The organism is Streptomyces sp. NBRC 110028 (assembly GCF_001417735.1).
GTDB lineage: Bacteria > Actinomycetota > Actinomycetes > Streptomycetales > Streptomycetaceae > Streptomyces.
Genome location: NZ_BBUZ01000024.1, coordinates 204,465 through 224,472, shown reverse-complemented (window position 1 = coordinate 224,472; position 20,008 = coordinate 204,465). Strand labels below are relative to the sequence as shown.

General features: G+C 72.9%; 19 protein-coding genes. 7 read left to right on the top strand and 12 right to left on the bottom strand.

Annotation, left to right across the window (positions count from 1 at the left end; translation table 11 throughout):
* Positions 1-83: 83 nt before the first annotated feature.
* Complete coding sequence (locus ASC60_RS10310; protein ID WP_107097035.1) at positions 84-809, top strand: 4'-phosphopantetheinyl transferase superfamily protein; 726 nt, start codon at positions 84-86, stop codon at positions 807-809.
* A gap of 25 nt (positions 810-834) precedes the next feature.
* On the opposite strand, the gene ASC60_RS10305 is transcribed toward ASC60_RS10310, so the two are convergent.
* Complete coding sequence (locus tag ASC60_RS10305; protein WP_055549190.1) at positions 835-2,199, bottom strand: MFS transporter; 1,365 nt, start codon at positions 2,197-2,199, stop codon at positions 835-837.
* Between the two features lie 252 nt (positions 2,200-2,451).
* On the opposite strand from ASC60_RS10305, the gene ASC60_RS10300 reads away from it, so the two are divergent.
* Entirely contained in the window at positions 2,452-2,994 is a 543-nt protein-coding gene (locus tag ASC60_RS10300) for a GNAT family N-acetyltransferase (RefSeq protein ID WP_055549188.1), read from the top strand.
* Between the two features lie 59 nt (positions 2,995-3,053).
* Here the strand turns inward: ASC60_RS10300 and ASC60_RS10295 are convergent, their stop codons facing one another.
* From ASC60_RS10295 to ASC60_RS10275, 5 genes are all read right to left on the bottom strand, one after another.
* Entirely contained in the window at positions 3,054-3,407 is a 354-nt protein-coding gene (locus ASC60_RS10295; protein WP_055549186.1) for a VOC family protein, read from the bottom strand.
* Positions 3,408-3,439: 32 nt separating this feature from the next.
* Positions 3,440-4,252 (bottom strand): class I SAM-dependent methyltransferase, encoded by an 813-nt coding sequence (locus ASC60_RS10290; protein ID WP_055549185.1) that lies wholly within the window; start codon positions 4,250-4,252, stop codon positions 3,440-3,442.
* Between the two features lie 172 nt (positions 4,253-4,424).
* Positions 4,425-4,805, bottom strand: coding sequence for a CBS domain-containing protein (locus ASC60_RS10285; protein WP_055549183.1), 381 nt, complete (start codon positions 4,803-4,805; stop codon positions 4,425-4,427).
* Between the two features lie 42 nt (positions 4,806-4,847).
* A complete protein-coding gene (locus ASC60_RS10280) occupies positions 4,848-5,231 on the bottom strand; it encodes a DUF2795 domain-containing protein (RefSeq protein WP_055549181.1) in 384 nt (127 codons plus the stop codon).
* 59 nt (positions 5,232-5,290) lie between these two features.
* Positions 5,291-6,463: a Vms1/Ankzf1 family peptidyl-tRNA hydrolase gene (locus ASC60_RS10275; protein ID WP_055549179.1), complete on the bottom strand. Its 1,173-nt coding sequence runs from the start codon at positions 6,461-6,463 to the stop codon at positions 5,291-5,293.
* Between the two features lie 226 nt (positions 6,464-6,689).
* On the opposite strand from ASC60_RS10275, the gene ASC60_RS10270 reads away from it, so the two are divergent.
* On the top strand, positions 6,690-7,289 hold the full coding sequence (locus ASC60_RS10270) for a TIGR03086 family metal-binding protein (protein ID WP_055549177.1): 600 nt from the start codon (positions 6,690-6,692) through the stop codon (positions 7,287-7,289).
* Between the two features lie 76 nt (positions 7,290-7,365).
* Here ASC60_RS10270 and ASC60_RS10265 read toward each other — a convergent pair whose 3' ends face one another.
* From ASC60_RS10265 to ASC60_RS10245, 5 genes are all read right to left on the bottom strand, one after another.
* Positions 7,366-9,471 carry a catalase gene (locus ASC60_RS10265; RefSeq protein WP_055549175.1) on the bottom strand — a complete coding sequence of 702 codons (2,106 nt, stop codon included), beginning with the start codon at positions 9,469-9,471 and terminating at the stop codon, positions 7,366-7,368.
* On the bottom strand, positions 9,468-10,013 hold the full coding sequence (locus ASC60_RS10260; protein ID WP_055549174.1) for a type 1 glutamine amidotransferase domain-containing protein: 546 nt from the start codon (positions 10,011-10,013) through the stop codon (positions 9,468-9,470). The genes ASC60_RS10265 and ASC60_RS10260 overlap by 4 nt, the downstream gene beginning before the upstream one ends.
* A 111-nt stretch (positions 10,014-10,124) precedes the next feature.
* Positions 10,125-11,216 (bottom strand): enolase C-terminal domain-like protein, encoded by a 1,092-nt coding sequence (locus ASC60_RS10255; protein WP_055549172.1) that lies wholly within the window; start codon positions 11,214-11,216, stop codon positions 10,125-10,127.
* Between the two features lie 13 nt (positions 11,217-11,229).
* Positions 11,230-13,050 carry a thiamine pyrophosphate-requiring protein gene (locus tag ASC60_RS10250; RefSeq protein WP_055549170.1) on the bottom strand — a complete coding sequence of 607 codons (1,821 nt, stop codon included), beginning with the start codon at positions 13,048-13,050 and terminating at the stop codon, positions 11,230-11,232.
* Positions 13,051-13,135: 85 nt separating this feature from the next.
* The gene (locus ASC60_RS10245) at positions 13,136-14,101 is read right to left on the bottom strand and encodes an LLM class F420-dependent oxidoreductase (RefSeq protein ID WP_055549168.1); all 966 of its coding nucleotides are present in this window, start codon (positions 14,099-14,101) and stop codon (positions 13,136-13,138) included.
* A gap of 234 nt (positions 14,102-14,335) precedes the next feature.
* Between ASC60_RS10245 and ASC60_RS10240 the strand changes: the two genes are divergently transcribed.
* On the top strand, positions 14,336-15,217 hold the full coding sequence (locus ASC60_RS10240) for a SigB/SigF/SigG family RNA polymerase sigma factor (protein WP_055549166.1): 882 nt from the start codon (positions 14,336-14,338) through the stop codon (positions 15,215-15,217).
* Between the two features lie 196 nt (positions 15,218-15,413).
* Here ASC60_RS10240 and ASC60_RS10235 read toward each other — a convergent pair whose 3' ends face one another.
* Positions 15,414-16,634 carry a PAS domain-containing protein gene (locus tag ASC60_RS10235; RefSeq protein ID WP_055549164.1) on the bottom strand — a complete coding sequence of 407 codons (1,221 nt, stop codon included), beginning with the start codon at positions 16,632-16,634 and terminating at the stop codon, positions 15,414-15,416.
* Between the two features lie 115 nt (positions 16,635-16,749).
* On the opposite strand from ASC60_RS10235, the gene ASC60_RS10230 reads away from it, so the two are divergent.
* The 3 genes from ASC60_RS10230 to ASC60_RS10220 all read left to right on the top strand — a co-directional run bounded on the left by ASC60_RS10230 (position 16,750) and on the right by ASC60_RS10220 (position 19,946).
* On the top strand, positions 16,750-17,496 hold the full coding sequence (locus tag ASC60_RS10230) for an ANTAR domain-containing response regulator (RefSeq protein WP_055549162.1): 747 nt from the start codon (positions 16,750-16,752) through the stop codon (positions 17,494-17,496).
* 85 nt (positions 17,497-17,581) lie between these two features.
* Entirely contained in the window at positions 17,582-18,802 is a 1,221-nt protein-coding gene (locus ASC60_RS10225; protein ID WP_055549160.1) for an aminotransferase class I/II-fold pyridoxal phosphate-dependent enzyme, read from the top strand.
* Between the two features lie 28 nt (positions 18,803-18,830).
* Complete coding sequence (locus ASC60_RS10220) at positions 18,831-19,946, top strand: MBL fold metallo-hydrolase (protein ID WP_079038351.1); 1,116 nt, start codon at positions 18,831-18,833, stop codon at positions 19,944-19,946.
* The last annotated feature ends 62 nt before the right edge of the window (positions 19,947-20,008 follow it).

Sequence of the window (20,008 nt, the reverse complement as noted above, 5' to 3'; positions counted from 1 at the left end):
CCGCGGGGGAGCGGTAGCGTGAGCGCCAGCGCCACGATCCGGCATGTGAGCTGTTTCGCCATCATTCGTATCGGAGGGACCAGTTGACCACCGCACGGGCCCCGCGCCCCGTCGGCCGTGAGCCGCTGCCCACCGCCCTGGCCGGTGGGTGGCCGCAGGGCGGCGAGCCCGAGACCTGGCTGCTCAGCGTCTCGGCGTACACCGCCGCTCTGGACGCCGCCGCACCCGGCAAGGTCCTCGACGCCGAGGAGCTGGAGCGGGCCGGGAGGTTCCTGCGCGCCGAGGACCGGGAGCGGTACACGGCGGCCCATATGGGGCTGCGGCAGCTGCTCGGCGGCTATCTGGGCGTGGACCCGGCGGCCGTTCCGTTCACCCGCGAGGACTGCCCCGGCTGCGGCGGTCCGCACGGCCGCCCCGCGGTGGTCGGCGCCCCGCTCCACTTCAATATGTCGCACGCCGGTGACCTGGTGCTCTTCGCGTTCGCCGGGACTCCGGTCGGGGCCGATGTGGAGAAGCTGCAGCCGGCCTCCGTGGTGGACCAGGTGGCCCAGAGCCTCCACCCCAGGGAGCGCGCCGAGCTGGACGCGCTGCCGATCGCGGACCGGCCCGCCGCCTTCGGCCGCTGCTGGACGCGCAAGGAGGCGTATCTCAAGGGCATCGGCACCGGGCTGTCCCAGGACCCGGCGCAGGACTACGTCGGCACCGGCCGGGAGCCGGTGCCGGTGGGCCCGTGGGCGCTGATCGACGTCCCCGTGGAGTCCGGTTACGCGGCGGCCATGGCCCTGCGCGGCCCCGGCCGGGCTGGATAGCCCGGGCCGGGGGCACCCCGGAGGGTCAGGTCGTGGAGGGCGCGGGTGCCGGGGCGGGGGTCTCGGTGCCGGCAGCGGTCCCGGTCCCGGCCGCCGGGCGGCGCAGCAGGTAGACCCCGATGACGGCGACCAGGGAGGCGGCGGAGAGCGAGTAGAGCCCGCCGTTGGTGCTGCCCGTGGTCTCCTCCAGGTAGCCGAAGAGGGTCGGGGCGACGAACCCTCCCAGGTTGCCGAGGGAGTTGATCACGGCGAGCCCGGAGGCCGTGACCTTGAGGTCGAGGCTGGACTGGGCCAGCGGCCAGAAGAGGTTGGCGCCGCACTTGCTGCCGACGGCGGCCAGGGTGAGGGCCGCGAGCCCGAACCACGGGGAGCCGAGGGTGGCGAGGAAGGTGCCGACGGCCGAGAGCACCAGCACGATGGCGAGATAGGGGCGCCGGTCCGGCATGCGGTCGGTGTAGCGGCTCATGGTGTACATGGCGATGACCGCGCAGATCCACGGGATGGCCGAGAGCAGGCCGATCTGGAAGGGTGAAAGACCGCCGATGTCGTCGACCAGGCTCGGCAGCCAGAAGGTGATGGCGTAGCCGGTCAGCGCCATGGCGAAGAAGACGAGGGTGAGCAGCGCGACCTGCGGGTGGAGCACCAGACGCCACCGGGGCACCTTGGGTTCGCGGCTGCGGGTCTCCCGGTCGCGTGCGATCGCCGCGGTGAGGGCCGTGCGCTCCTCGGGCTTGAGCCAGCGGGCGTCGTTGATCCGGGAGACGAGGAAGAACGCGGCGACGAGGCCCACCACGATCGAGATGGCGCCCTCCATGGCGAACATCCAGCGCCAGCCCGCGAACCCGCCGATGCCGTGCATTTCGAGGAACGCGCCGCTGATCGGGCCGGTGACGATGTACGCGGTCGCGGAGCCGCCGAGGAAGATGGCGCTGGCCTTGCCCCGGTAGGAGTCGGGCAGCCAGGTGGTCATGTAGTACATGACGCCCGGGAAGAACCCCGCCTCCGCGATGCCGAGCAGGAAGCGCAGCAGGTAGAAGGAGGTGGCGCCGTGCATGAAGCACATGGCGAGCGTCACCGCTCCCCAGCTGATCATGATGCGGGTGAGCCAGACGCGGGCGCCGAAGCGCTCCATGAGCATGTTGCTCGGCACTTCGAAGATGGCGTAGCTGATGAAGAACAGCCCGGCGCCCAAGCCGTAGGCGGCGGCGCCGACCCCGATGTCGGCACTGAGGTCGTCCTGTACGAACCCGACGTTGGTGCGGTCCATCTGATTGACGACCAGCATCAACACCAGCATCGGCATGACGCGCCGCAAGAACTTGCTCACCGCCCGGTCGACCAGCTCCGGGGCGGGCGCCGCGTCCTGGCCGGGGGGACCCTGCTGTGCCATGGTGCTCTCCTGGCGATATGTTCATCCCTGTGAACAGTCAACGAGTGGTGCGCAGGACCATACGGTTCTGTATGAACTCGGTCAATGACCTGTGAAGCACTTATTCCGCAGCGCTGAGCTGGTGTTGAGGTCTCTGCCGGACTCGAAAAGCCAAGAGGTCCCTTCATGGAGGGTGTTCATGAATGTGACCAGGTGGGTCTGGGGCCATCAAAGGCGGTGGCGGAGAACGGGCCTCCGTACCATCATTGGCCAATGCCTGATCATGCGTATCTCGCCGAGGGAACCCGCGCGGCCATCCGGCCCCATCGGCGTGAGGACGGCCCCGAATTCGTCCGGCTCGCGCGGGAGAGCGTCGCCTTCCACCGCCCCTGGCTGACCATGCCCATGACCGACGAGGTCTACGAGGGCTTCATCACCCAACTGGAGCGGGGGGACCGGCTCGGTTACCTGGTCTGCGTACGGGAGACCGGCGCGCTCGCCGGATTCATCAACATCAACAACATCGTGCGCGGCGCGTTCCAGTGCGGTTCGATCGGCTACGGCGCGTTCCCGCCCGCCGCCGGGCGCGGCTACATGTCCGAGGGGCTGGAGCTGGTGCTGCGGCAGGCCTTCGGGCCGCTCGGGCTGCACCGGATCGAGGTCAACATCCAGCCCGGCAACGAGGCGTCGACCGCGCTCGTCAAGCGGCTCGGCTTCCGGCTGGAGGGCTTCTCGCCCGACTTCCTCCACATCGAGGGAGCGTGGCGCGACCACGACCGCTGGGCCATGACCAGCGACATGCTGAGGCCCGCGTAGATCACCCGGTCGGCGGGAGCGCCGGGACAGGCGCCCCGCCGACCGGCCGGGGTGCGCTGTCAGGCGCCGGGGTTGCGGTCCACGTACTCGAAGATCGAACCGTCCGGGTGGCGGGCCACCAGCATGCGGCCGGTGGGGGCGGGGATCGGGCCCGCGACGATCTGCGCGCCGACCGCCGTCAGGTCGGAGACCGCCTCGTCCACGTCCTTCACCGCGATCGTCGCCGTGATCTTGCGGAGGATCGCCATCTCCGACTCCGGGCCGCTCATCAGGAAGAAGCAGCCGACCGCCGCGACCGAGACGCCGCCGCGCTGGGAGCGGGACGCCTCGGCGCCGGTGAGCCGTTCGTAGACGGTGATGGCGGAGTCCAGATCGTCGACGCAGACCCGCAGTGAAGTCCCCATGATGTCCATGCGGGCGAGCCTAGTTGAACCTCAACCGCACGTCAGGCACGGCACAGCAGCTCGCCGTGGAGGACGCCGAACCAGCCGTCGTCCCGGCTGCCCCACTCGCGCCAGGCGCTCGCCACGTCCCGCAGCTCCGCCTCCGTGGCATGGCCGCCCTCCACCGCGCGCCGGGCGTAGGAGGACGCGACCGTACGGTCCGCCCACAGCCCGCTCCACCACGCCCGCTCCTCGGGAGTGGCGTAGCACCACGTGCCGGCGCCGGAGGTGATGGCGGCGCCGTCGAAGCCCGCCTCCAGGGCCCAGGACCGCAGCCGGCGCCCCGCGTCCGGCTCGCCGCCGTTGGCCCGCGCGACCCGGCGGTAGAGGTCCAGCCAGGCGTCCATCCCGGGCACCTGCGGATGCCAGGTCATGGCGGCGTAGTCGCTGTCGCGGGCCGCGACGATGCCGCCCGGGGTGCACACCCGCCGCATCTCGCGCAGCGCCCGCACCGGGTCGCCGACGTGCTGGAGCACCTGGTGGGCGTGGACGATGTGGAAGGAGTCGTCGGGGAAGTCCAGATCGTGGACGTCGGCGACCGCGAAGCGGAGGTTGGCCAGGCCGCGTTCGTCGGCCGTCCGCGCCGCCCGCTCCAGGATGGCGGGCTCCGCGTCGACGCCGACGACCTCGCCCCGGGGCACCAGTTCGGCCAGGTCGGCGGTGATGGTGCCGGGGCCGCAGCCGATGTCCAGGATCCGCATATGGGGTTGCAGATGGCCGGTCAGATAGGCCGCGGAGTTGGCGGCCGTGCGCCAGGTGTGCGAGCGCAGCACCGACTCGTGGTGCCCGTGGGTGTAGACGGCGTCGTTCGGCATGACGGAACTCCTCATCGAGTCGACCGCGATCGAAAAGCGATCACCACGGTACGCCGCGATCTCGCATGGCGAGAAGAGTTGTCTTGCTATATGGACGACAAGGGGTGGGAAAGAGGGCGGCGGGAACGGCGGACGCCGCTCTCCGCCGCCCTCTTGGCGTCCGGTCCCACCCTCAGGCGGGTGCCCGTCCCCGCTCCAGATCCCGCATGCTCACCACACCCACCGGGCGGCCCGCCCGGACCACCGGCAGTCGCCGCACCTCATGCCGTCGCATCAGCGCGGCCGCCTCGGTGGTCTCCTGATCGGGGCCGATGGTCACCGGGTCCGGGGTGCACATCAGATGGCAGCTGACCGTCAGCGGATCGACGCCGTCCGCGACCGCGCGCAGCGTGATGTCGCGGTCGGTGAGCACGCCCAGCAGCTCACCGTGGAGCGCCACGAACACCCCGCCGATGTCCTGCGCGCGCATCAGCTGCGCCGCTTCCACCAGCGAGGCATCGGGACGCACCGAGGTGACCGTGGGCGTCATGACGTCTTTCACGTACTGAGGCATCTCGCTCGCCTTCTTCGGGGTCCTGCGTGGGACGGGCGGACCCTACGCCTCGGGGCGCAGGCCCAGCGCGGAGACCACCTCCTGCACGGTGCGGAACGTCTCGTCGGCGGGCAGCTCCTGGGCCAGGGCGATCAGCCGGTCCGGTGCGTGCCGCTCGTGCAGCACGCGCAGCACGGCGCTCCGTTCCGCCGGGAACGTGGTACGGCCCAGATGGCGGGCGAACTCGAAGCGGAGCGTCTCCGCCTCGCCGATCGCCCCCGGCGACGGCACCGGACCGGTCGTCACCTCCGGGTCGTCGTCGGCGGCGGGCTCCGGGTCGTGCCACTCCTCGACCCGGGTCGGATGGCCGGAACGGATCAGGCCCTGAAGCTCCTGCTTCATCTCCTCGTCCCGGTGAACGCTCAGCCGGTTGCTGCCTCGCTGCATGTCGGTCCCCTTCCTTCATGGGTCCGTGGTGCTCGTGGGATGGTCATGTCCCCGAGAGTTCACTGCGTCGCGCCGCCCTCGTACGGCCAGCGCAGCAGTGCGCCCAGTCCCCCGACCGGGGCGCCGTTCGCGTCCTCCCCGCCGCTGCCCGGCGGCACCGTCAGCACCTCGGCGCCGGTGGCCGCGGCCGAGCGGATCAGCGCGTCGTCCGCGCGCACCGCGACGGGCCGGGCATCGCCCAGGTACCGCAGGTCGGTACGGCGCATCGCCACCTGGTCCGGCTCGGCCCCCGCCCATACCTCGCGGTACAGATCGGTGCCGTCCGGCCGGATCAGCAGCGTGCCGATGCGGTGCTCGCGCGCCGCGTCGACCAGCGCAGGAACGCCTTCCGCGGCCGTCACGCGGCCGTCCGCGGGCACGCGGCCCGCCTGGAACCGCTCCAGCGCCTCCTCGGTGCGGTCGTGCACGTGCCGGGCCCGCACCTCGTCCACGTCGCGGTCCAGCAGGCGGGCGGCGTGCGTACCGGGCGAGGCCGAACCGGCGGCCCGGCCGCCGTGCTCGCTCTCCGCGGCCCTGGGACGCAGCTGCTCCGGCAGCCGGTCGTGAACGGCGCGCCGCTCGCGCGCGTCCCCCACCAGCAGCACCAGATCGGCCCGCGTCTCCTCCTGGCGGGCCCGCAGCTCGTCCGCGATCAGTCCCGCGTTGTGCTCCCAGGTGTTCTCCGTCCGCAGCTGGAAATGGCGCTCCGACCAGTCGGCCGACGCGGTGCGGTGCACCGGCCACTGCTGCCCAGTCACCTGCCCGACGTCCCTCTCGCCGCGCGCGCCGCGCAGCTCGAAGTCCGCGCCCGTGCGGTCGATGTACGCCACCAGGCAGGACGGATCGTCCCCCGCCAGCTCCATCAGCGGCCCCACACGCGGCAGCGCCGACCAGCACGCGTGCGGCGCGCCCCGGGGCGGCGCCGTCAGCGACGGATCGAGCACCACCTCGCCGCGCGAGGCGAAGACGGCCCGGCCCACCGGCTCGGCGGACGGTGTCACCGTCATCAGCTCGTCGTACACCGCACGGCACGTGCGCGTGTCGGCGCCCTGCTGCTCCAGCCGGCGGCACGCCTCGCGGGCGGAGCGTTCGTGCTCCTCGGCCGCGGACTGGTCGGGGTGCGAGGTGTCGGCGTAGACGGTTGCCCAGGGGCCTGGGCGTTCGAACAGCGGATTCAGAAATCCGAGTCGCATGTACTCCCTCCCGGCGGTCCGGGTGTTTCGTCCCTCCCGCGTACCCGTCACCACGGCATCGACACGGATTCTTCCCCGAGGTTTGAGGCCCCTGGGCCGGGGGACCCGGCGTGTGGCCGAGCGGCCCGCAGGGAGTGAGGGCGGCGCCGGGCACGGGAGATCAGGGGCCCGTGCCCGGCGCCTCTGCGTGTTTGTTAACCCCTCCGCGCGCGGGTACCCGGCGCGCATGACTGACACCTCCGCGAACCCGGCCCCGGACCATCCGCTGCTGGCCAGACACGGTGAGGCGCTGGACCTGTTCACCGAGCGGGTGCACGCCGTACGGCCCGACCAGTGGGACGGCCCCACGCCCTGCGCCGAATGGACCGTGCGGGACCTGGTGAACCACCTCGCCGTCGAGCAGATGTGGGTCCCGGCGCTGCTCCGCGAGGGCGCGCGCCCCGGCGGTGAGGACGACGTCCTGTCCGGCGACCAGCTCGGCGACGACCCCATCGCCACCTGGGACGCGGTCGCCGCCGTCGCCCGTACGGCCTTCCGCGAGCCCGGTGCCCTGGAACGCACCGTCGCCCTCTCCTACGGCCCGAGCCCCGCCACGGAGTACTGCGCCCAGATGACGGCCGACGCGACGGTCCACGCGTGGGATCTGGCCCGGGCCGTCGGCGCCGACGAACGGCTCCCCAAGCCGCTGGTCGACTTCTCCGTACGTCAGGTCGCGCCGTACGCGGCGGACCTGGAGAAGAGCGGCCTGTTCGCGGCCCCGGTGGACCCGCCGCCGAACGCCGACGCCCAGACCAAGCTCCTGGCCCTCCTGGGCCGTGAGCCGTAGCAAAACCGCCGGCCGCGCCCCGGACCCGCGCCGGCCCCGCACCCCGTGGCGGGTGCGGGGCCGGCCGACCGGGTGGTCAGGGGCGGGCCGGGGGGCGGGTCCAGTGGCGGTGGGCGGCTATCGCTTCGGCGAAGGCGCGGGTGAACTCCTCGCTCGCCGTGCCCGTCGTCGTATCGGTGACCACGCCCCGGTCGGCGCAGACCTGGCCGTGGGCGGCGGACAGATGCAGGCCGTCGGGGTTGAGGGCGGTGAGGAGGCCGACGCCGGAGCCCAGGGCGCCGATCGGCTTGCCGTGCCGGTAGGCGTCGCGGACGAAGCGCATGGCGGCCTCGTCGGAGGCCAGGTCGGGGGTGCCGGGGGGACCGCCGGGCAGCAGGACGGCGTCGTACAGGACGGAGGCGACGGTCGGCAGGGCGCGGTCGACCGCGCAGCCGTTGCCGTCGCTGCCGCGCACCTTGCCGTCGTGGGCCGCGAGCGTTTCGACGACGGCACCCTCGGCGGTCAGCGCCTCCTGCGCCCGGGTGAGCTGTTCGGCGTCCACGCCGTCCGTGACGAGCGCCGCGACGGTGCGGGTGCGGATGGAGTGGTCGCCGCCCAGGTTGTCCAGGCTGAGGGCGGGGGAGGCGACCGGCTTGTGGTTGTCATTGACCGGGACGGGGTTGGCGACGCCGATGCCCTCGGCGACGGCGGTGGCCAGGCCGTAGTCGATGTGGGCCAGCTCGCCGACCGTACGCTCCCGCACCCGCACCGCGCCGACCTTGCCCAGCTCGAAGCGGAAGGCTTCGACGATGTGCTCGCGCTCCCAGTCGCTCATGCTGTTCCAGAACATGGCGGGCTGGCTGTAGTAGTCCTTGAAGCTGGGGCTGCGCTTGCGGATCTTGGCGCCGTCGACGCGCTCCGCGTAGTGGGTGTACGCGTACCCGTCCGCCCCGGCGAGGGCGGGGCAGCCGCCGCCCAGCGAGTTGGGGGAGTAGTTCGTCCCGGTGTGGAGGGTGGTCTGGTGGTAGCCGTCGCGCTGGTTGTTGCGGACGGGGGCCACCGGCTGGTTGACCGGGATATGGGCGAAGTTGGGGCCGCCGAGCCGGATCAGCTGGGTGTCCAGGTAGGAGAAGTTGCGGGCCTGGAGCAGCGGGTCGTTGGTGAAGTCGATGCCGGGGACGACGTTGGCGGTGTGGAAGGCGACCTGTTCGGTCTCGGCGAAGAAGTTGTGCGGGTTGCGGTCCAGGACCATGCGGCCGATGGGCCGCACCGGCACCTGCTCCTCCGGGATGAGCTTCGTGGCGTCGAGCAGGTCGAAGTCGAAGTTGAACTCGTCCTCCTCCGGCACCAGTTGCACACCCAGCTCCCACTCCGGGTACTCGCCCGCCTCGATGGCGTCCCACAGGTCGCGCCGGTTGAAGTCGGGATCGCGGCCCTGGCACTCCTGGGCCTCGTCCCACACCAGGGAGTGGACGCCGAGCCTGGGCTTCCAGTGGAACTTCACGAACGTGCCCTTGCCGCGCGCGTCCACGAAGCGGAAGGTGTGCACGCCGAAGCCCTGCATCATCCGGTAGCTGCGCGGGATCGCCCGGTCCGACATCAGCCACATGATCGTGTGCAGGGTCTCGGGCTGGAGGGAGACGAAGTCCCACAGGGTGTCGTGCGCGGAGGCGCCGGTGGGGATGTCGTTGTGCGGTTCGGGCTTCACCGCGTGCACGAAGTCGGGGAACTTGATGCCGTCCTGGATGAAGAAGACCGGCATGTTGTTGCCGACCAGGTCGTAGTTCCCCTCCGAGGTGTAGAACTTGGTGGCGAAGCCGCGTACGTCGCGCACCGTGTCGGCCGAGCCGCGCGGCCCCTGCACGGTGGAGAACCGTACGAACACGGGGGTGCGGACGGACGGGTCCTGGAGGAAGGCGGCCTTGGTGAACTCCGCGCAGGACTCGTACGGCTCGAAGTACCCGTAGGCGCCCGCGCCGCGCGCGTGCACCACCCGCTCCGGGATCCGCTCGTGGTCGAAGTGGGTGAGCTTCTCGCGGAAGTGGAAGTCCTCCATCAGCGTGGGGCCGCGCTCGCCCGCCGTGAGCGAGTCGTCGGTGTGGTCGACCGCCACGCCCTGGTCGGTGGTCAGCGGCCCCTCGGCGGGGTCGGGGGCCTTGTGCGCCTCGCGCTGCCGCTCCTTGCGGTCCGGCTGCTCGGTCATCGGGGCGCTCCCTTCGCGAACTCCTCGACGAAGGCCGCGTTGAACGCCTTGAGGTCGTCCGGCTTACGGCTGGTGATCAGGACGTTGGGGCCGCCGTCGCAGATCTTGACCTGCTCGTCCACCCAGACACCGCCCGCGTTGGTGATGTCGGTGCGCAGGCTGGGCCACGAGGTGAGGGTGCGGCCGCGTACGACGTCGGCCTCGACCAGCGTCCAGGGCGCGTGGCAGATGGCGGCGACCGGCTTGCCCGCGTCGAAGAAGCCCTTGACGAAGGCGACGGCCCGCTTGTCCATGCGGAGGAAGTCGGGGTTGGCGACCCCGCCGGGCAGCACCAGGCCGTCGTACTCCTCCACGGTGGCGTCCTTCACCGTCTGGTCGACCTCGAAGGTGTCCGCCTTGTCGAGGTGATGGAACCCCTGGACGCGGCCGGACGCGGTGGACACCAGTCGGGGCGTGCCGCCCGCGTCGCGGACCGCCTGCCAGGGATCGGTGAGTTCGACCTGCTCAACGCCTTCGGGGGCGACGAGGAAGGCGACCATCATGTGCGTTCACGTCCTTTCCGGTGTCATCCGTCATCGGTCATCCGTCATCCGTAGAGCCATGTCATCCGTTGTCGGCCCGGCGGGTAGCCAGCAGGACGGTGCCGAAACCGTTCACAGCACCCGGTACGGCGTCGCCGTCTCGTGGCGGAAGGACATGCCGTGTCCCGGCGCGCCGCTCGCCCCGGGCCGCACCGAGCCGCCGGTGGGGTCGAGGGCGCCGGTGAAGAGGGTGGACTCGATGCGGGCGTGGTCGTGGAACCACTCCAGGTGGCGCACGTTCGGTACGCACGCGGCCGCGTGCGCGTGGGCGTGCGGCGCGCAGTGCGCGGAGATCTCCAGCCCCGTGGCCTCGGCGAGGGCGGCGGCGCGCAGCCAGACGGTGAGCCCGCCGCAGCGGGTGGCGTCGGCCTGCAGACAGTCCACGACCGGCGCCATCCGCGCGAAGTACGGCAGCATGTAGCCGTACTCGCCCGCCGCGACATCGCAGACCACCAGGTCGCGCACGACCCGCAGGCCCTCCAGGTCGTCGGAGGAGACCGGTTCCTCGAACCAGCCCACCCCGTGCTCGGCGAGCGCGTGGCCCACGCGCACCGCCTGCTTGCGGTTGTACGCGCCGTTGGCGTCCACGTACAGCTCGGCGTGCGGGCCGATCGCGTCGCGCGCGTGGCCCACCCGGGCGAGGTCGCGTTCGACGGCCCGGCCCCAGGCCTCACCGATCTTGATCTTGACGCGTTCGATGCCCTGGCCGTGCACCCAGCCGGTCAGCTGGGTGGCCAGATGGGTGTCGTGGTACGTGGTGAAGCCGCCGGAGCCGTAGACCGGCACGGTGTCGTGCACCGCGCCGATCAGCTGCGGCAGCGGCAGCTGAAGCAGCCGCGCCTTGAGGTCCCACAGCGCGATGTCCACCGCGGAGATCGCGCAGGACACCAGCCCCGGCCGGCCCGCGTTGCGCACGGCCCGGCCCATGGCCTCGTTCGTCCCCGCGACGTCCATGGGGGAGCGGTCCAGGACATGGCCGCGCAGCAGGTCGCGGATCACCGACCCGGCGTCGGCCGGCGCGTAGGTCCAGCCGAGGCCGGTGGTCGTGCCGCTGCGCGCCTCGACCACCACGACGGTGGTCTCGTCCCAGGCGAGGGTGGCGTCCGCCTCGGGGGCGTCGGTCGGCACCGTGCAGGCCGTGACATCCAGCCGCTCGATCTTCACGTGGCGCCCGCGCTCACGCGTCGCCGCCGTCGGCCTTCTTGTCCCGGTGCGACCGGTGCGGCAGGTACTCCTGCACCTTCGCCTTCAGCCCCTGGCGCACCATGCCGGTGCGGTCCGGGTCGCCCTTGACGATCGATCCGAGCGTGGCCTCCATCTGCTCCCACGTCGCGTGCGGCGGGATCGGCGGCACGGCCGGGTCGGTCAGGAACTCCACGCACACCGGGCCGTCCGCGCCCAGCGCCTCGCGCCACGCCGGCTCGACCTGTTCGGGCTTCTCCACCCGGATGCCCTTCAGGCCGAGCGATTCGGCGAACCGCGCCGAGGACACGTCGGGGATCTCCTGCGAGGGCAGGAACTGGGGCGCGCCGCCCATCGCCCGCATCTCCCAGGTCACCTGGTTGAGGTCCTGGTTGTTCCAGACGCCGATGACCAGCCGCGGATCGTCCCACGCGTGGCGGTACTTGGCCGCGGTGATCAGCTCCGCCATGCCGTTCATCTGCATCGCGCCGTCCCCGACGAGGGCCACCACGGGCCGGTCCGGCTGCGCGAACTTGGCGCCGATCGCGTACGGCACGCCACTGCCCATGGTGGCCAGCGTGCCGGACAGCGAGCCGCGCATCCGGCCGCGCATCCGCACATGGCGGGCGTACCAGTTGGCCACGGAGCCGGAGTCGCAGGTGAGGATGGCGTCGTCGGGGAGCAGCGGGTTCAGGCAGTGGGCCACGTACTCGGGGTTGATGGGATCGGCGGAGACCTCGGCGCGCTGCTCCATCACCTCGTGCCAGCGCCGTACGCCCGCGGTGACCTCTTCCCGCCAGTCGCGGGACTCCTTGCGGCGCAGCATCGGCAGCAGCCGCAGCAGCGTCTCGCGCGCGTCGCCGACCAGGTTGACCTCGTACGGGTAGCGCATCCCGATCATGTGCGGGTCGAGGTCGACCTGCACGGCGCGGACCTTGCCGAACTCCGGCAGGAACTGGGTGTACGGGAAGCTGGAGCCGATCGTCAGCAGGGTGTCGCAGTCGCGCATCAGCTCGTACGAGGGGCGGGTGCCCAGCAGCCCGATGGGACCGGTGACATACGGCAGGTCGTCGCTCAGCACGTCCAGCCCGAGGAGCGCCTTGGCGATGCCCGCGCCGAGCGTGTCGGCCACCTGCCGCACCTCGGCGCGGGCCCCGGCGGCGCCCTGGCCGACCAGGATGGCGACCCGGTCGCCCGCGTTCAGCACCTCGGCGGCGCGCTCCAGCGAGCTGCGGGAGGGCACCGCGGACCAGCCGCTGCGGTCCAGGCTGGAGGGCACCATCTTGAAGTCGTGGGTGGGCGGGGAGTAGTCCAGCTCCTGGACGTCCGCCGGGATGATCACGGCGGTGGGGGCGCGCCGGGCGTAGGCGGTGCGGATGGCCCGGTCCAGGACGTTCGGCAGCTGCTCGGGGACGGTCACGGTCTCCAGGAAGTCGGAGGCGACGTCCTTGTACAGGCTGTGCAGGTCGACTTCCTGCTGGTACGAACCGCCCATCGCGCTGCGGTGGGTCTGGCCGACCAGCGCCACCACCGGCACATGGTCCAGCTTGGCGTCGTACAGCCCGTTCAGCAGGTGGATGGCGCCCGGCCCCGAGGTCGCCGCGCAGACGCCGAGCCGCCCGCTGAACTTGGCGTAGCCGACGGCCTGGAAGGCGGCCATCTCCTCGTGCCGGGCCTGGATGAAGCGGGGTTCGTTCTCCGCCCGCCCCCAGGCGGCGAGCAGTCCGTTGATGCCGTCGCCCGGATACCCGTAGACATGCTCGACGCCCCACTCGCGCAGCCGGGCGAGGACGTAGTCGGCGACTTTCATGGTCATGTCGGTCACTCACTCCTGTGGGGGTGCTCGGGTGCGTCGGATCGCCCGGGGCGCAGCCGCGAGGTGGCGGGAACGCCCGGCGGGCTCAACCGGCCAGCTGCGGCAGCACCTTGGTGCGGTAGAAGTCGAAGAAGCCGCGCTGGTCGGGGCCGATCTGGTTGACGTAGACGGTGTCGAACCCGGCCTCGGCGTAGGCGGACAGCGCGCGGATGTGCGCGTCGACGTCGTCGCCGCAGGTCACCTTCTCCGCCGTCCGCTCGGGCGTGACGAGTTCGGCGGCCTGCTCGAAGTGGGCCGGGGCGGGCAGCGTCGTCAGCAGCGGGCCGGGCAGCGACTCGACCGCCCACAACCGGTGTGCGGTGCGCAGCGCCTCGTCGGCGTCCGGGCCCCAGCACACCTTCAGGCCGCCGCGTACGGGCTTGTGGTTGCCGCTCGCGCCGCTGCCGCGCCGGAACCGCTCCACCAGCTCCGCGTCGGGGCCCATGGTGATGAAGCCGTCGCCGACCCGCCCGGCCAGCGCGCAGGCGGCCTCGCCGAACGCGGCGATGTCGATGGGCACCGGCTCGTCGGGGACCGTGTACAGCCGGGCGTTCTCCACCGTGTAGTGCTTGCCGTGGTGGTCGACCCGGCGCCCCTCGAACAGCTGGCGCATCACCATTACGGCCTCTTCCAGCATCTCCAGCCGGACCGGGGCCGGGGGCCAGCGGTCGCCCAGCACATGCTCGTTGAGGGCCTCACCGCTGCCCACACCCAGCCGGAACCGGCCGTCCAGCAGCACCGCGCTGGTGGCGGCCGCCTGGGCGACGATGGCGGGGTGCATGCGGAACGTCGGGCAGGTGACGGCGGTCTGCACGGGCAGCGAAGTGGCCTGCGCCAGGGCGCCGATCACGGACCAGACGAACGAACTCTGGCCCTGCGCCTTGTTCCAGGGGTGGTAGTGGTCGGAGATCCACAGCGAGGTGAACCCCGCCTGTTCCGCCATCCGCGCCTGCTCGATCAGCTCGGCCGGGCCGTGTTCCTCGGCGGCCAGGAAGTAGCCGTACTCGGTCATCGGACCCTCCTCGTGCGCGGATGCGGTGAAACGGGTAACCGGCGCGCAGGGAAGAAAACACAGCGGGAAGCCTTGTTTGGCAGGGTCTCGGACGGGCACGCGACCTTTAGTGCTTCGGACCGGAGGCACGTCACAGGAGCAGGACAACTGCGACCGGCGTGTCCCGAATGGTCGCCCCTTTTGTCCAATTTGCTCCCACGGTGCCATACGATAGCCCAAGGGAGGCGCGGCCGCATGACAGCCGTACGAGCACAGCCCCGCCAGACGCACACCCGCCAGACACCCACCCGGCAGGTGCGTTGCCGCAAGCGCCGGCACGCCCACGACGACGCCCCCGACACCGCCGCCCAGTTCCGTCGTATCTCCGCCCTGCCGGAGGGCCCGTCGAAGGAGGCCCTGCGTCAGGAGGTCGTCCGGGCGTGGATGCCGATGGCCGAGCGGCTGGCCGGGCAGTTCCGCAACCGCGGCGAGTCCGCGGACGATCTGCGTCAGGTGGCCATGCTCGGCCTGGTCAAGGCCGTCAAGCGCTACGACCCGGACCACGGCACCGCCTTCGAGAGCTACGCCGTGCCGACCGTGGTCGGCGAGGTCAAGCGCCACTTCCGGGACCACCTGTGGGGCCTGCACGTCCCGCGCCGGGTCCAGGAACTGCGCAACCGGGTCCGTACGGCGGTCCAGGAGCTGAACCGCACCCCGGACTCCCGCACCCCGGGCGTCGCCGACATCGCCGAGCACACCGGGCTGAGCGAGGAGGACGTCCGGGCGGGCATGGAGGCGCTGGAGAGCTACAGCACCCTGTCCCTGGACGCCGAACTGCGCGGCGCCGAGGACGGATACGCGCTCATCGACACCCTCGGCTCGCCCGAGCCCTCCTACGACCGCGTCGTCCAGCGCGAGGCGCTCAAGCCGTGCCTGCGCGCCCTGCCCGAACGCGAACGGCGCATCCTGTACCTGCGCTTCTTCTGCGACGAGACACAGGGCCGCATCGCCGACCGGCTGGGCATCTCCCAGATGCACGTGTCCCGGCTGATCAGCCGCACCTGCGAGCGCCTGGGCGAGGAAGTCAACGCGGAAGTCAACGCCGAAGTCAACGCCGAAGCCAACGCGGCCGCCTGACCCGAGCCCGCCCGGCCCACGTCCGCCTGGCCAAGGGCTGTCCCGTCATCCACAGTGGGGCAGCGAGCGGCGTCGGATGCGGTCAATCGCAAGGCGGAGGGGCGCCCTCGTACCGGGTCGTACTCGGGCGATCCCGGCAACGCGGCGAGTGACCGTAGCCGGCGTCGGGAGCCGGCTGGGGATGACGGGACAGCCCTCAGTCCTCCGCCGCCCCCGCCACCCGGGCCCGGGGGCGGCTGAGGGCCAGGGCGATGTGGCGGGAGATACGGTCCGCCGCGCCCGCCTCCGCCATCTCGAACGCGCTCCGGCCGGCCGTACGGAACAGCGTGAGCGCGCCGAGGACCGGGGCCGTGGGCGAGACCCGCAGCGGGATGCACAGCAGCGAGACGACCTCCTCCCGGACCAGCACGGGCGCGCCCGTGGCGTCCCGGCCGAAGGCGTTCGCGTCCGGCGGGCTCACCCGCAGCGCCGCCACCCCGTCGTCCAGCGCCTCGACCACCAGCGGGCAGTCGGCCGGGTCCTGCCCGGCCAGCGACGCCGTCCGCTCACCGGCCGCCTCCGGCGGGCCGAGCGCCACCATCCGGCGCGGCGCGCCGGCGCCGTCCGTGGCCACATCGGCGATCACCCAGTCCGCGAACCGGCCGTGCAGCAGCTCCGCCGCCCGCCCCAGCACCTCCTCCGGTCCCCCGCCCGCGAGGGTCGCCCCCAGCAGCGCCGTCGCCATGTCGTCGACCAGGTCCAGCAGCTCGGCGTGGCGCGTCACCTCGGCCAGATCCGGTTGCGCGGCCGGCCCGTCCACCGTGTCCTTCCCGGCGGTCCTCGGCACCGGGAGGGTGACCGAGGAGGTGGCCGCCGTGCCGCGGTCCGGCTGGAAGGCGGCCAGCACCGCGGGCTGCGGCTCGCCCGGCGGCCGCAGGGCCGCCAGCGTCACCCGCAGGGCGCCGTCAGGGCCGGGCTGCGAGAGGTGCACGGTCAGACTGCGCCCGCCCTCCCCGCGCGCCACCGCCGCGACCTGCGACCGCAGCGCCGCCTGCCCGTCGCGGCGCAGCGACGACGTCAGCGGGCGGCCGGTGGCGTATCCGGCGCGGGTGTTGAACAACTGGGTCGCGGCGAAGTTCATACGCCGGACGACGGACTCCCGGTCCAGCAAAACGACGGGAATGGGCAGTCGCTGGAACAGGGCGCGCAAAAGCTGCTGCTCATGGGGGTCGGCCCGGCCTCCCGGAGGGACGCGGCCGGCCGCGGCCAGCTCCTCGTACCGCGGCCACAGCACGTCGGCCACGTGCTGAAGCTCGAAAAGAGCGGCGTCCAGCACGGACAGCCGCTCCTGCGAGGGCAGCGCCCTCGCCGTTCGCAATTCATCGACACGTCTGCGGAAATCCGTGAGTTCCGCACCAAAATCCTGCGCCCGGGACATGCGCACACGTTAGCCCGACCGGCGGCGGGGCACTGGTCCGGTGTTGTTTTCCGCGCAAGCCAGCGGGAAGCCGACCGAAAGGGACCCTCAGGGAAGGAAAGGACCGGAGCCGGCGATGCCCGAACGCCCGTACAGCCGTCCGCAGTGCCAGCCCGACGCCCCGTCGCTCGGACGGGGCCTGGCGGAGCTGGCGGAACAGGCCGCCGCGTGCACCCCGGCCAGCTGCGGGGCGACCGCCACCGCGCTCCTGCCGCAGGACGCGCCCGTCGACACGGAGAACGACCGGACGACCGCGGCCACCCACCCCGATCTGTCGGCGCTGGTGTCGGTGCAGATGATGTCGGGCGAGGGCCCGATCCTGGCCGCCCTGGACACCGGCCGCCCGGCGGGCGCCGACGATCTGCTGCACGATCCGCGCTGGCCGCGCTACCGGGCCCGGGCGCTGGACGCGGGGGTGCGCTCCAGCGCGACGCTGCCGTTCGCATGCGACGGGCTGACGGTGACGATCTCCCTCTACGGCTTGCGGCCCGGCTCCCTGGAGAAGGCCGCCCAGGGCGCCACCGAGCTGCTGGGCGACCTCACCACCGAGAGCCTGGCCCGGGACCGCCTCTACCGCGCCGCCCTCGCCCAGGTGGACCAGCTGGACGCGGCGCTGCGGTCGCGCCCCGTGGTCGACCAGGCGTGCGGGATCGTGATGTACGTGCTGGGCTGCGACGCCGACCGCGCCTTCGACCTGCTGCGCCGGGCCTCGCAGCGGACCAACCGCAAGCTGGTGAGCCTGGCCGAGTCGGTCGTCCGGACCCGCGGCCGCGGCATGGAGCGCCGGCTGAAGGCGCTGGACCAGGACGGCGGCTCCGCCTGAGGGCTGCCGGTGTCGTCCCGCGCCGCCACCACCGCCGATCTGCGAAGGTGGACAGCGTCGGCACACACACGAAAGGTGTGGACGAATGCAACGGCAGTGGACCGCACCGGCGCCGGCTGACCGGGACGACGGCGGGCTGCCGGTCCTCCCCGAGCTGGCCGCGTGCTTCGCGGCGGCCGCGGACCGGGGCGCGCCGGAGCCGGTCGGCGGCTCCGCCGACCTGCGCGCGGCCGCCTGCGGCTACTGGTCGCGGCGCGGGCTGTGGACCGACCCGGCGCATGTCGTGGCAGCCCCCGGTGCCGAGCCGCTGCTGCTCGCCCTGCTCGCCTCGGCCCCCGGCGGCGATGTCCTGCTGCCCCGCCCGTGCGCCGCCTGGTACGAGCCGCTGGTGCGGCTGGTGGACCGGCGCGGACACCACGCCCCGGTACCGGCCGAGTGCGGCGGGCTGCCCGATCCGTTCGCGCTGCTGGAGACCGTCCGCCGGGTCCGGGCCGAGGGCGGGGTGCCGCGCATCCTGCTGCTGTCCGTCGCCGACGACCCGACCGGCACCGTGGCCCCGCCCGAGCTGCTGCACGAGGTGTGCGAGGCGGCGGTGGCCGAGGGGCTGCTGATCGTGAGCGACGAGACGTGGCGGGACACGGTGCACCATCCGCACGGCACGGTGCTGCTCAGCCCCGCCGAGATGGTGCCCGAGCACGTGGTCGTGCTCACCGACCTCGCGGGCGCCCTCACCCCGGTCGGCTGGCCCGCCGCGGTGGCCCGGTTCCCGGCCACCGAGCGCGGCGCGGAGCTGCGCGCCCGGGTGCTGTCCATGCTCACCGCCGTACGGGCCGGGCTGCCCACGGCCGTCTCGGTGGCCGCCGGGTACGCGCTGACCGAGCCCGAGCCGGTCCGTGACCGGATGGCGGCCGCCGCCCGCGCGCACGGGGCGGTGGCGGCCGCGGCGTACCGGGCGCTGACCGCCGTCGGCGCGCTGTGCCGCCCGCCGCAGGCCGGCCGCCAGCTGTACGCGGACCTCGACGAGCTGCGCGGGGTGCTCGCCGCCCGCTCCCTCACCGATTCGGTGGAGCTGGAGCGCTACCTCGCCGGGCGGCTCGGCCCGGCGGTGGCCGGTGGCCACCGGTTCGGGGACCCGCCGCACACCCTGCGGGTCCGGCTGGCGACGCTGCCGCTGCTCGGGGCGTCGGAAGAGCTGCGGCTCGCCGCGCTGGCCGCCCCGGACCCGCTGGAACTTCCGTCCGTCGCAGAGGAGTTGGCCGCCTTCGAAAGGGTATTCGGTGACCTCGTCCGGGCCGGGGCGCCGTGACCGGTCCACCGCGAAGGGAGCGCACCCCATGACCGACCAGGCCGAACCCACCGAGGCGGGCGAGGGCCGCGGTCTGCCCCTCACGCCGCGGTCGCCCCGCGCGGGGCACCCGTCGTCCGTCGCGCCCTCGCCGCTGTCCACGCCCCCGCCGCTGTCCACGCCCCCGCCGCTGTCCGCGCCCCGCCCGCTCGGCGAGGTCCGCACCTGGCCGCGTTCGTTCCTCCACCGGCTCACCGCCCCGCTGCCCGGGGTGCGCGCCCTCGCCCGGCTGGCCCGCGAGGGGCGGCTGCGGCCCCCGGCGGAGACGCTGCGCCAGATTCCCGAACTCCCCTTCGCGCCGGGCCCGCTGCCGCAGGCCGGCCCCGGGCAGACGGCGCTGACCTGGGCCGGGCACGCCAGCTGGGTGCTGCGGATCGGCGGGCTGACCGTGCTCACCGACCCGGTCTGGTCCCGCAGGATCCTCGGCACCCCGGCCCGGGTCACCCCGCCCGGGGTGCGCTGGGAGGACCTGCCGCCCGTCGACGCGGTGGTCATCAGCCACAACCACTACGACCACCTCGACGCGCCCACCCTCAAGCGGCTGCCCCGGGACACGCCGCTGTTCGTCCCGGCCGGGCTGGCCGGGTGGTTCCGGACGCGCCGGTTCACCCGGGTGACCGAGCTGGACTGGTGGGAGGCGGCCGAACTGCCGGGCGCGGGCGGCCCGGTCCGCTTCGACTTCGTTCCCGCGCACCACTGGAGCAAGCGCACCCTGACCGACACCTGCCGCTCGCTGTGGGGCGGATGGGTCGTCACCGGGCCCGGCGGGCAGCGGGTGTACTTCGCGGGCGACACCGGCTACGGCCACTGGTTCCAGGAAATCGGCCGCCGCTACCCGGGCATCGACCTGGCGCTGCTGCCGATCGGCGCGTACGACCCGGGCTGGATGCTGCGCCCGGTGCACACCGATCCCGAGGAGGCCGTACGGGCGTATCTGGACCTCGGGGCGCGGACGCTGGTCCCGATGCACTGGTCGACGTTCCTGCTCTCCGCCGAACCGCCGCTGGAGCCGCTGCACCGGGTCCGCGCCGCCTTCGAGGCGACGGGCCGTCCCCGCGAGGAGCTGTGGGACCTGCCGGTCGGCGGCTCCCGGGTGCTGGAGTAGGGGCCAAAAGGCGTAACGGACAAAAGGGGGAATAAGTGGCGAGGGGTGCAACTCGCCCATAA

Bases quoted from the DNA above. Each gene is read 5' to 3' on its own strand.
- ASC60_RS10305 (WP_055549190.1), bottom strand. From the start codon at position 2,199: ATGGCACAGCAGGGTCCCCCCGGCCAGGACGCGGCGCCCGCCCCGGAG.
- ASC60_RS10300 (WP_055549188.1), top strand. From the start codon at position 2,452: ATGCCTGATCATGCGTATCTCGCCGAGGGAACCCGCGCGGCCATCCGG.
- ASC60_RS10295 (WP_055549186.1), bottom strand. From the start codon at position 3,407: ATGGACATCATGGGGACTTCACTGCGGGTCTGCGTCGACGATCTGGAC.
- ASC60_RS10290 (WP_055549185.1), bottom strand. From the start codon at position 4,252: ATGCCGAACGACGCCGTCTACACCCACGGGCACCACGAGTCGGTGCTG.
- ASC60_RS10285 (WP_055549183.1), bottom strand. From the start codon at position 4,805: ATGCCTCAGTACGTGAAAGACGTCATGACGCCCACGGTCACCTCGGTG.
- ASC60_RS10280 (WP_055549181.1), bottom strand. From the start codon at position 5,231: ATGCAGCGAGGCAGCAACCGGCTGAGCGTTCACCGGGACGAGGAGATG.
- ASC60_RS10275 (WP_055549179.1), bottom strand. From the start codon at position 6,463: ATGCGACTCGGATTTCTGAATCCGCTGTTCGAACGCCCAGGCCCCTGG.
- ASC60_RS10270 (WP_055549177.1), top strand. From the start codon at position 6,690: ATGACTGACACCTCCGCGAACCCGGCCCCGGACCATCCGCTGCTGGCC.
- ASC60_RS10265 (WP_055549175.1), bottom strand. From the start codon at position 9,471: ATGACCGAGCAGCCGGACCGCAAGGAGCGGCAGCGCGAGGCGCACAAG.
- ASC60_RS10260 (WP_055549174.1), bottom strand. From the start codon at position 10,013: ATGATGGTCGCCTTCCTCGTCGCCCCCGAAGGCGTTGAGCAGGTCGAA.
- ASC60_RS10250 (WP_055549170.1), bottom strand. From the start codon at position 13,050: ATGACCATGAAAGTCGCCGACTACGTCCTCGCCCGGCTGCGCGAGTGG.
- ASC60_RS10245 (WP_055549168.1), bottom strand. From the start codon at position 14,101: ATGACCGAGTACGGCTACTTCCTGGCCGCCGAGGAACACGGCCCGGCC.
- ASC60_RS10240 (WP_055549166.1), top strand. From the start codon at position 14,336: ATGACAGCCGTACGAGCACAGCCCCGCCAGACGCACACCCGCCAGACA.
- ASC60_RS10235 (WP_055549164.1), bottom strand. From the start codon at position 16,634: ATGTCCCGGGCGCAGGATTTTGGTGCGGAACTCACGGATTTCCGCAGA.
- ASC60_RS10230 (WP_055549162.1), top strand. From the start codon at position 16,750: ATGCCCGAACGCCCGTACAGCCGTCCGCAGTGCCAGCCCGACGCCCCG.
- ASC60_RS10225 (WP_055549160.1), top strand. From the start codon at position 17,582: ATGCAACGGCAGTGGACCGCACCGGCGCCGGCTGACCGGGACGACGGC.
- ASC60_RS10220 (WP_079038351.1), top strand. From the start codon at position 18,831: ATGACCGACCAGGCCGAACCCACCGAGGCGGGCGAGGGCCGCGGTCTG.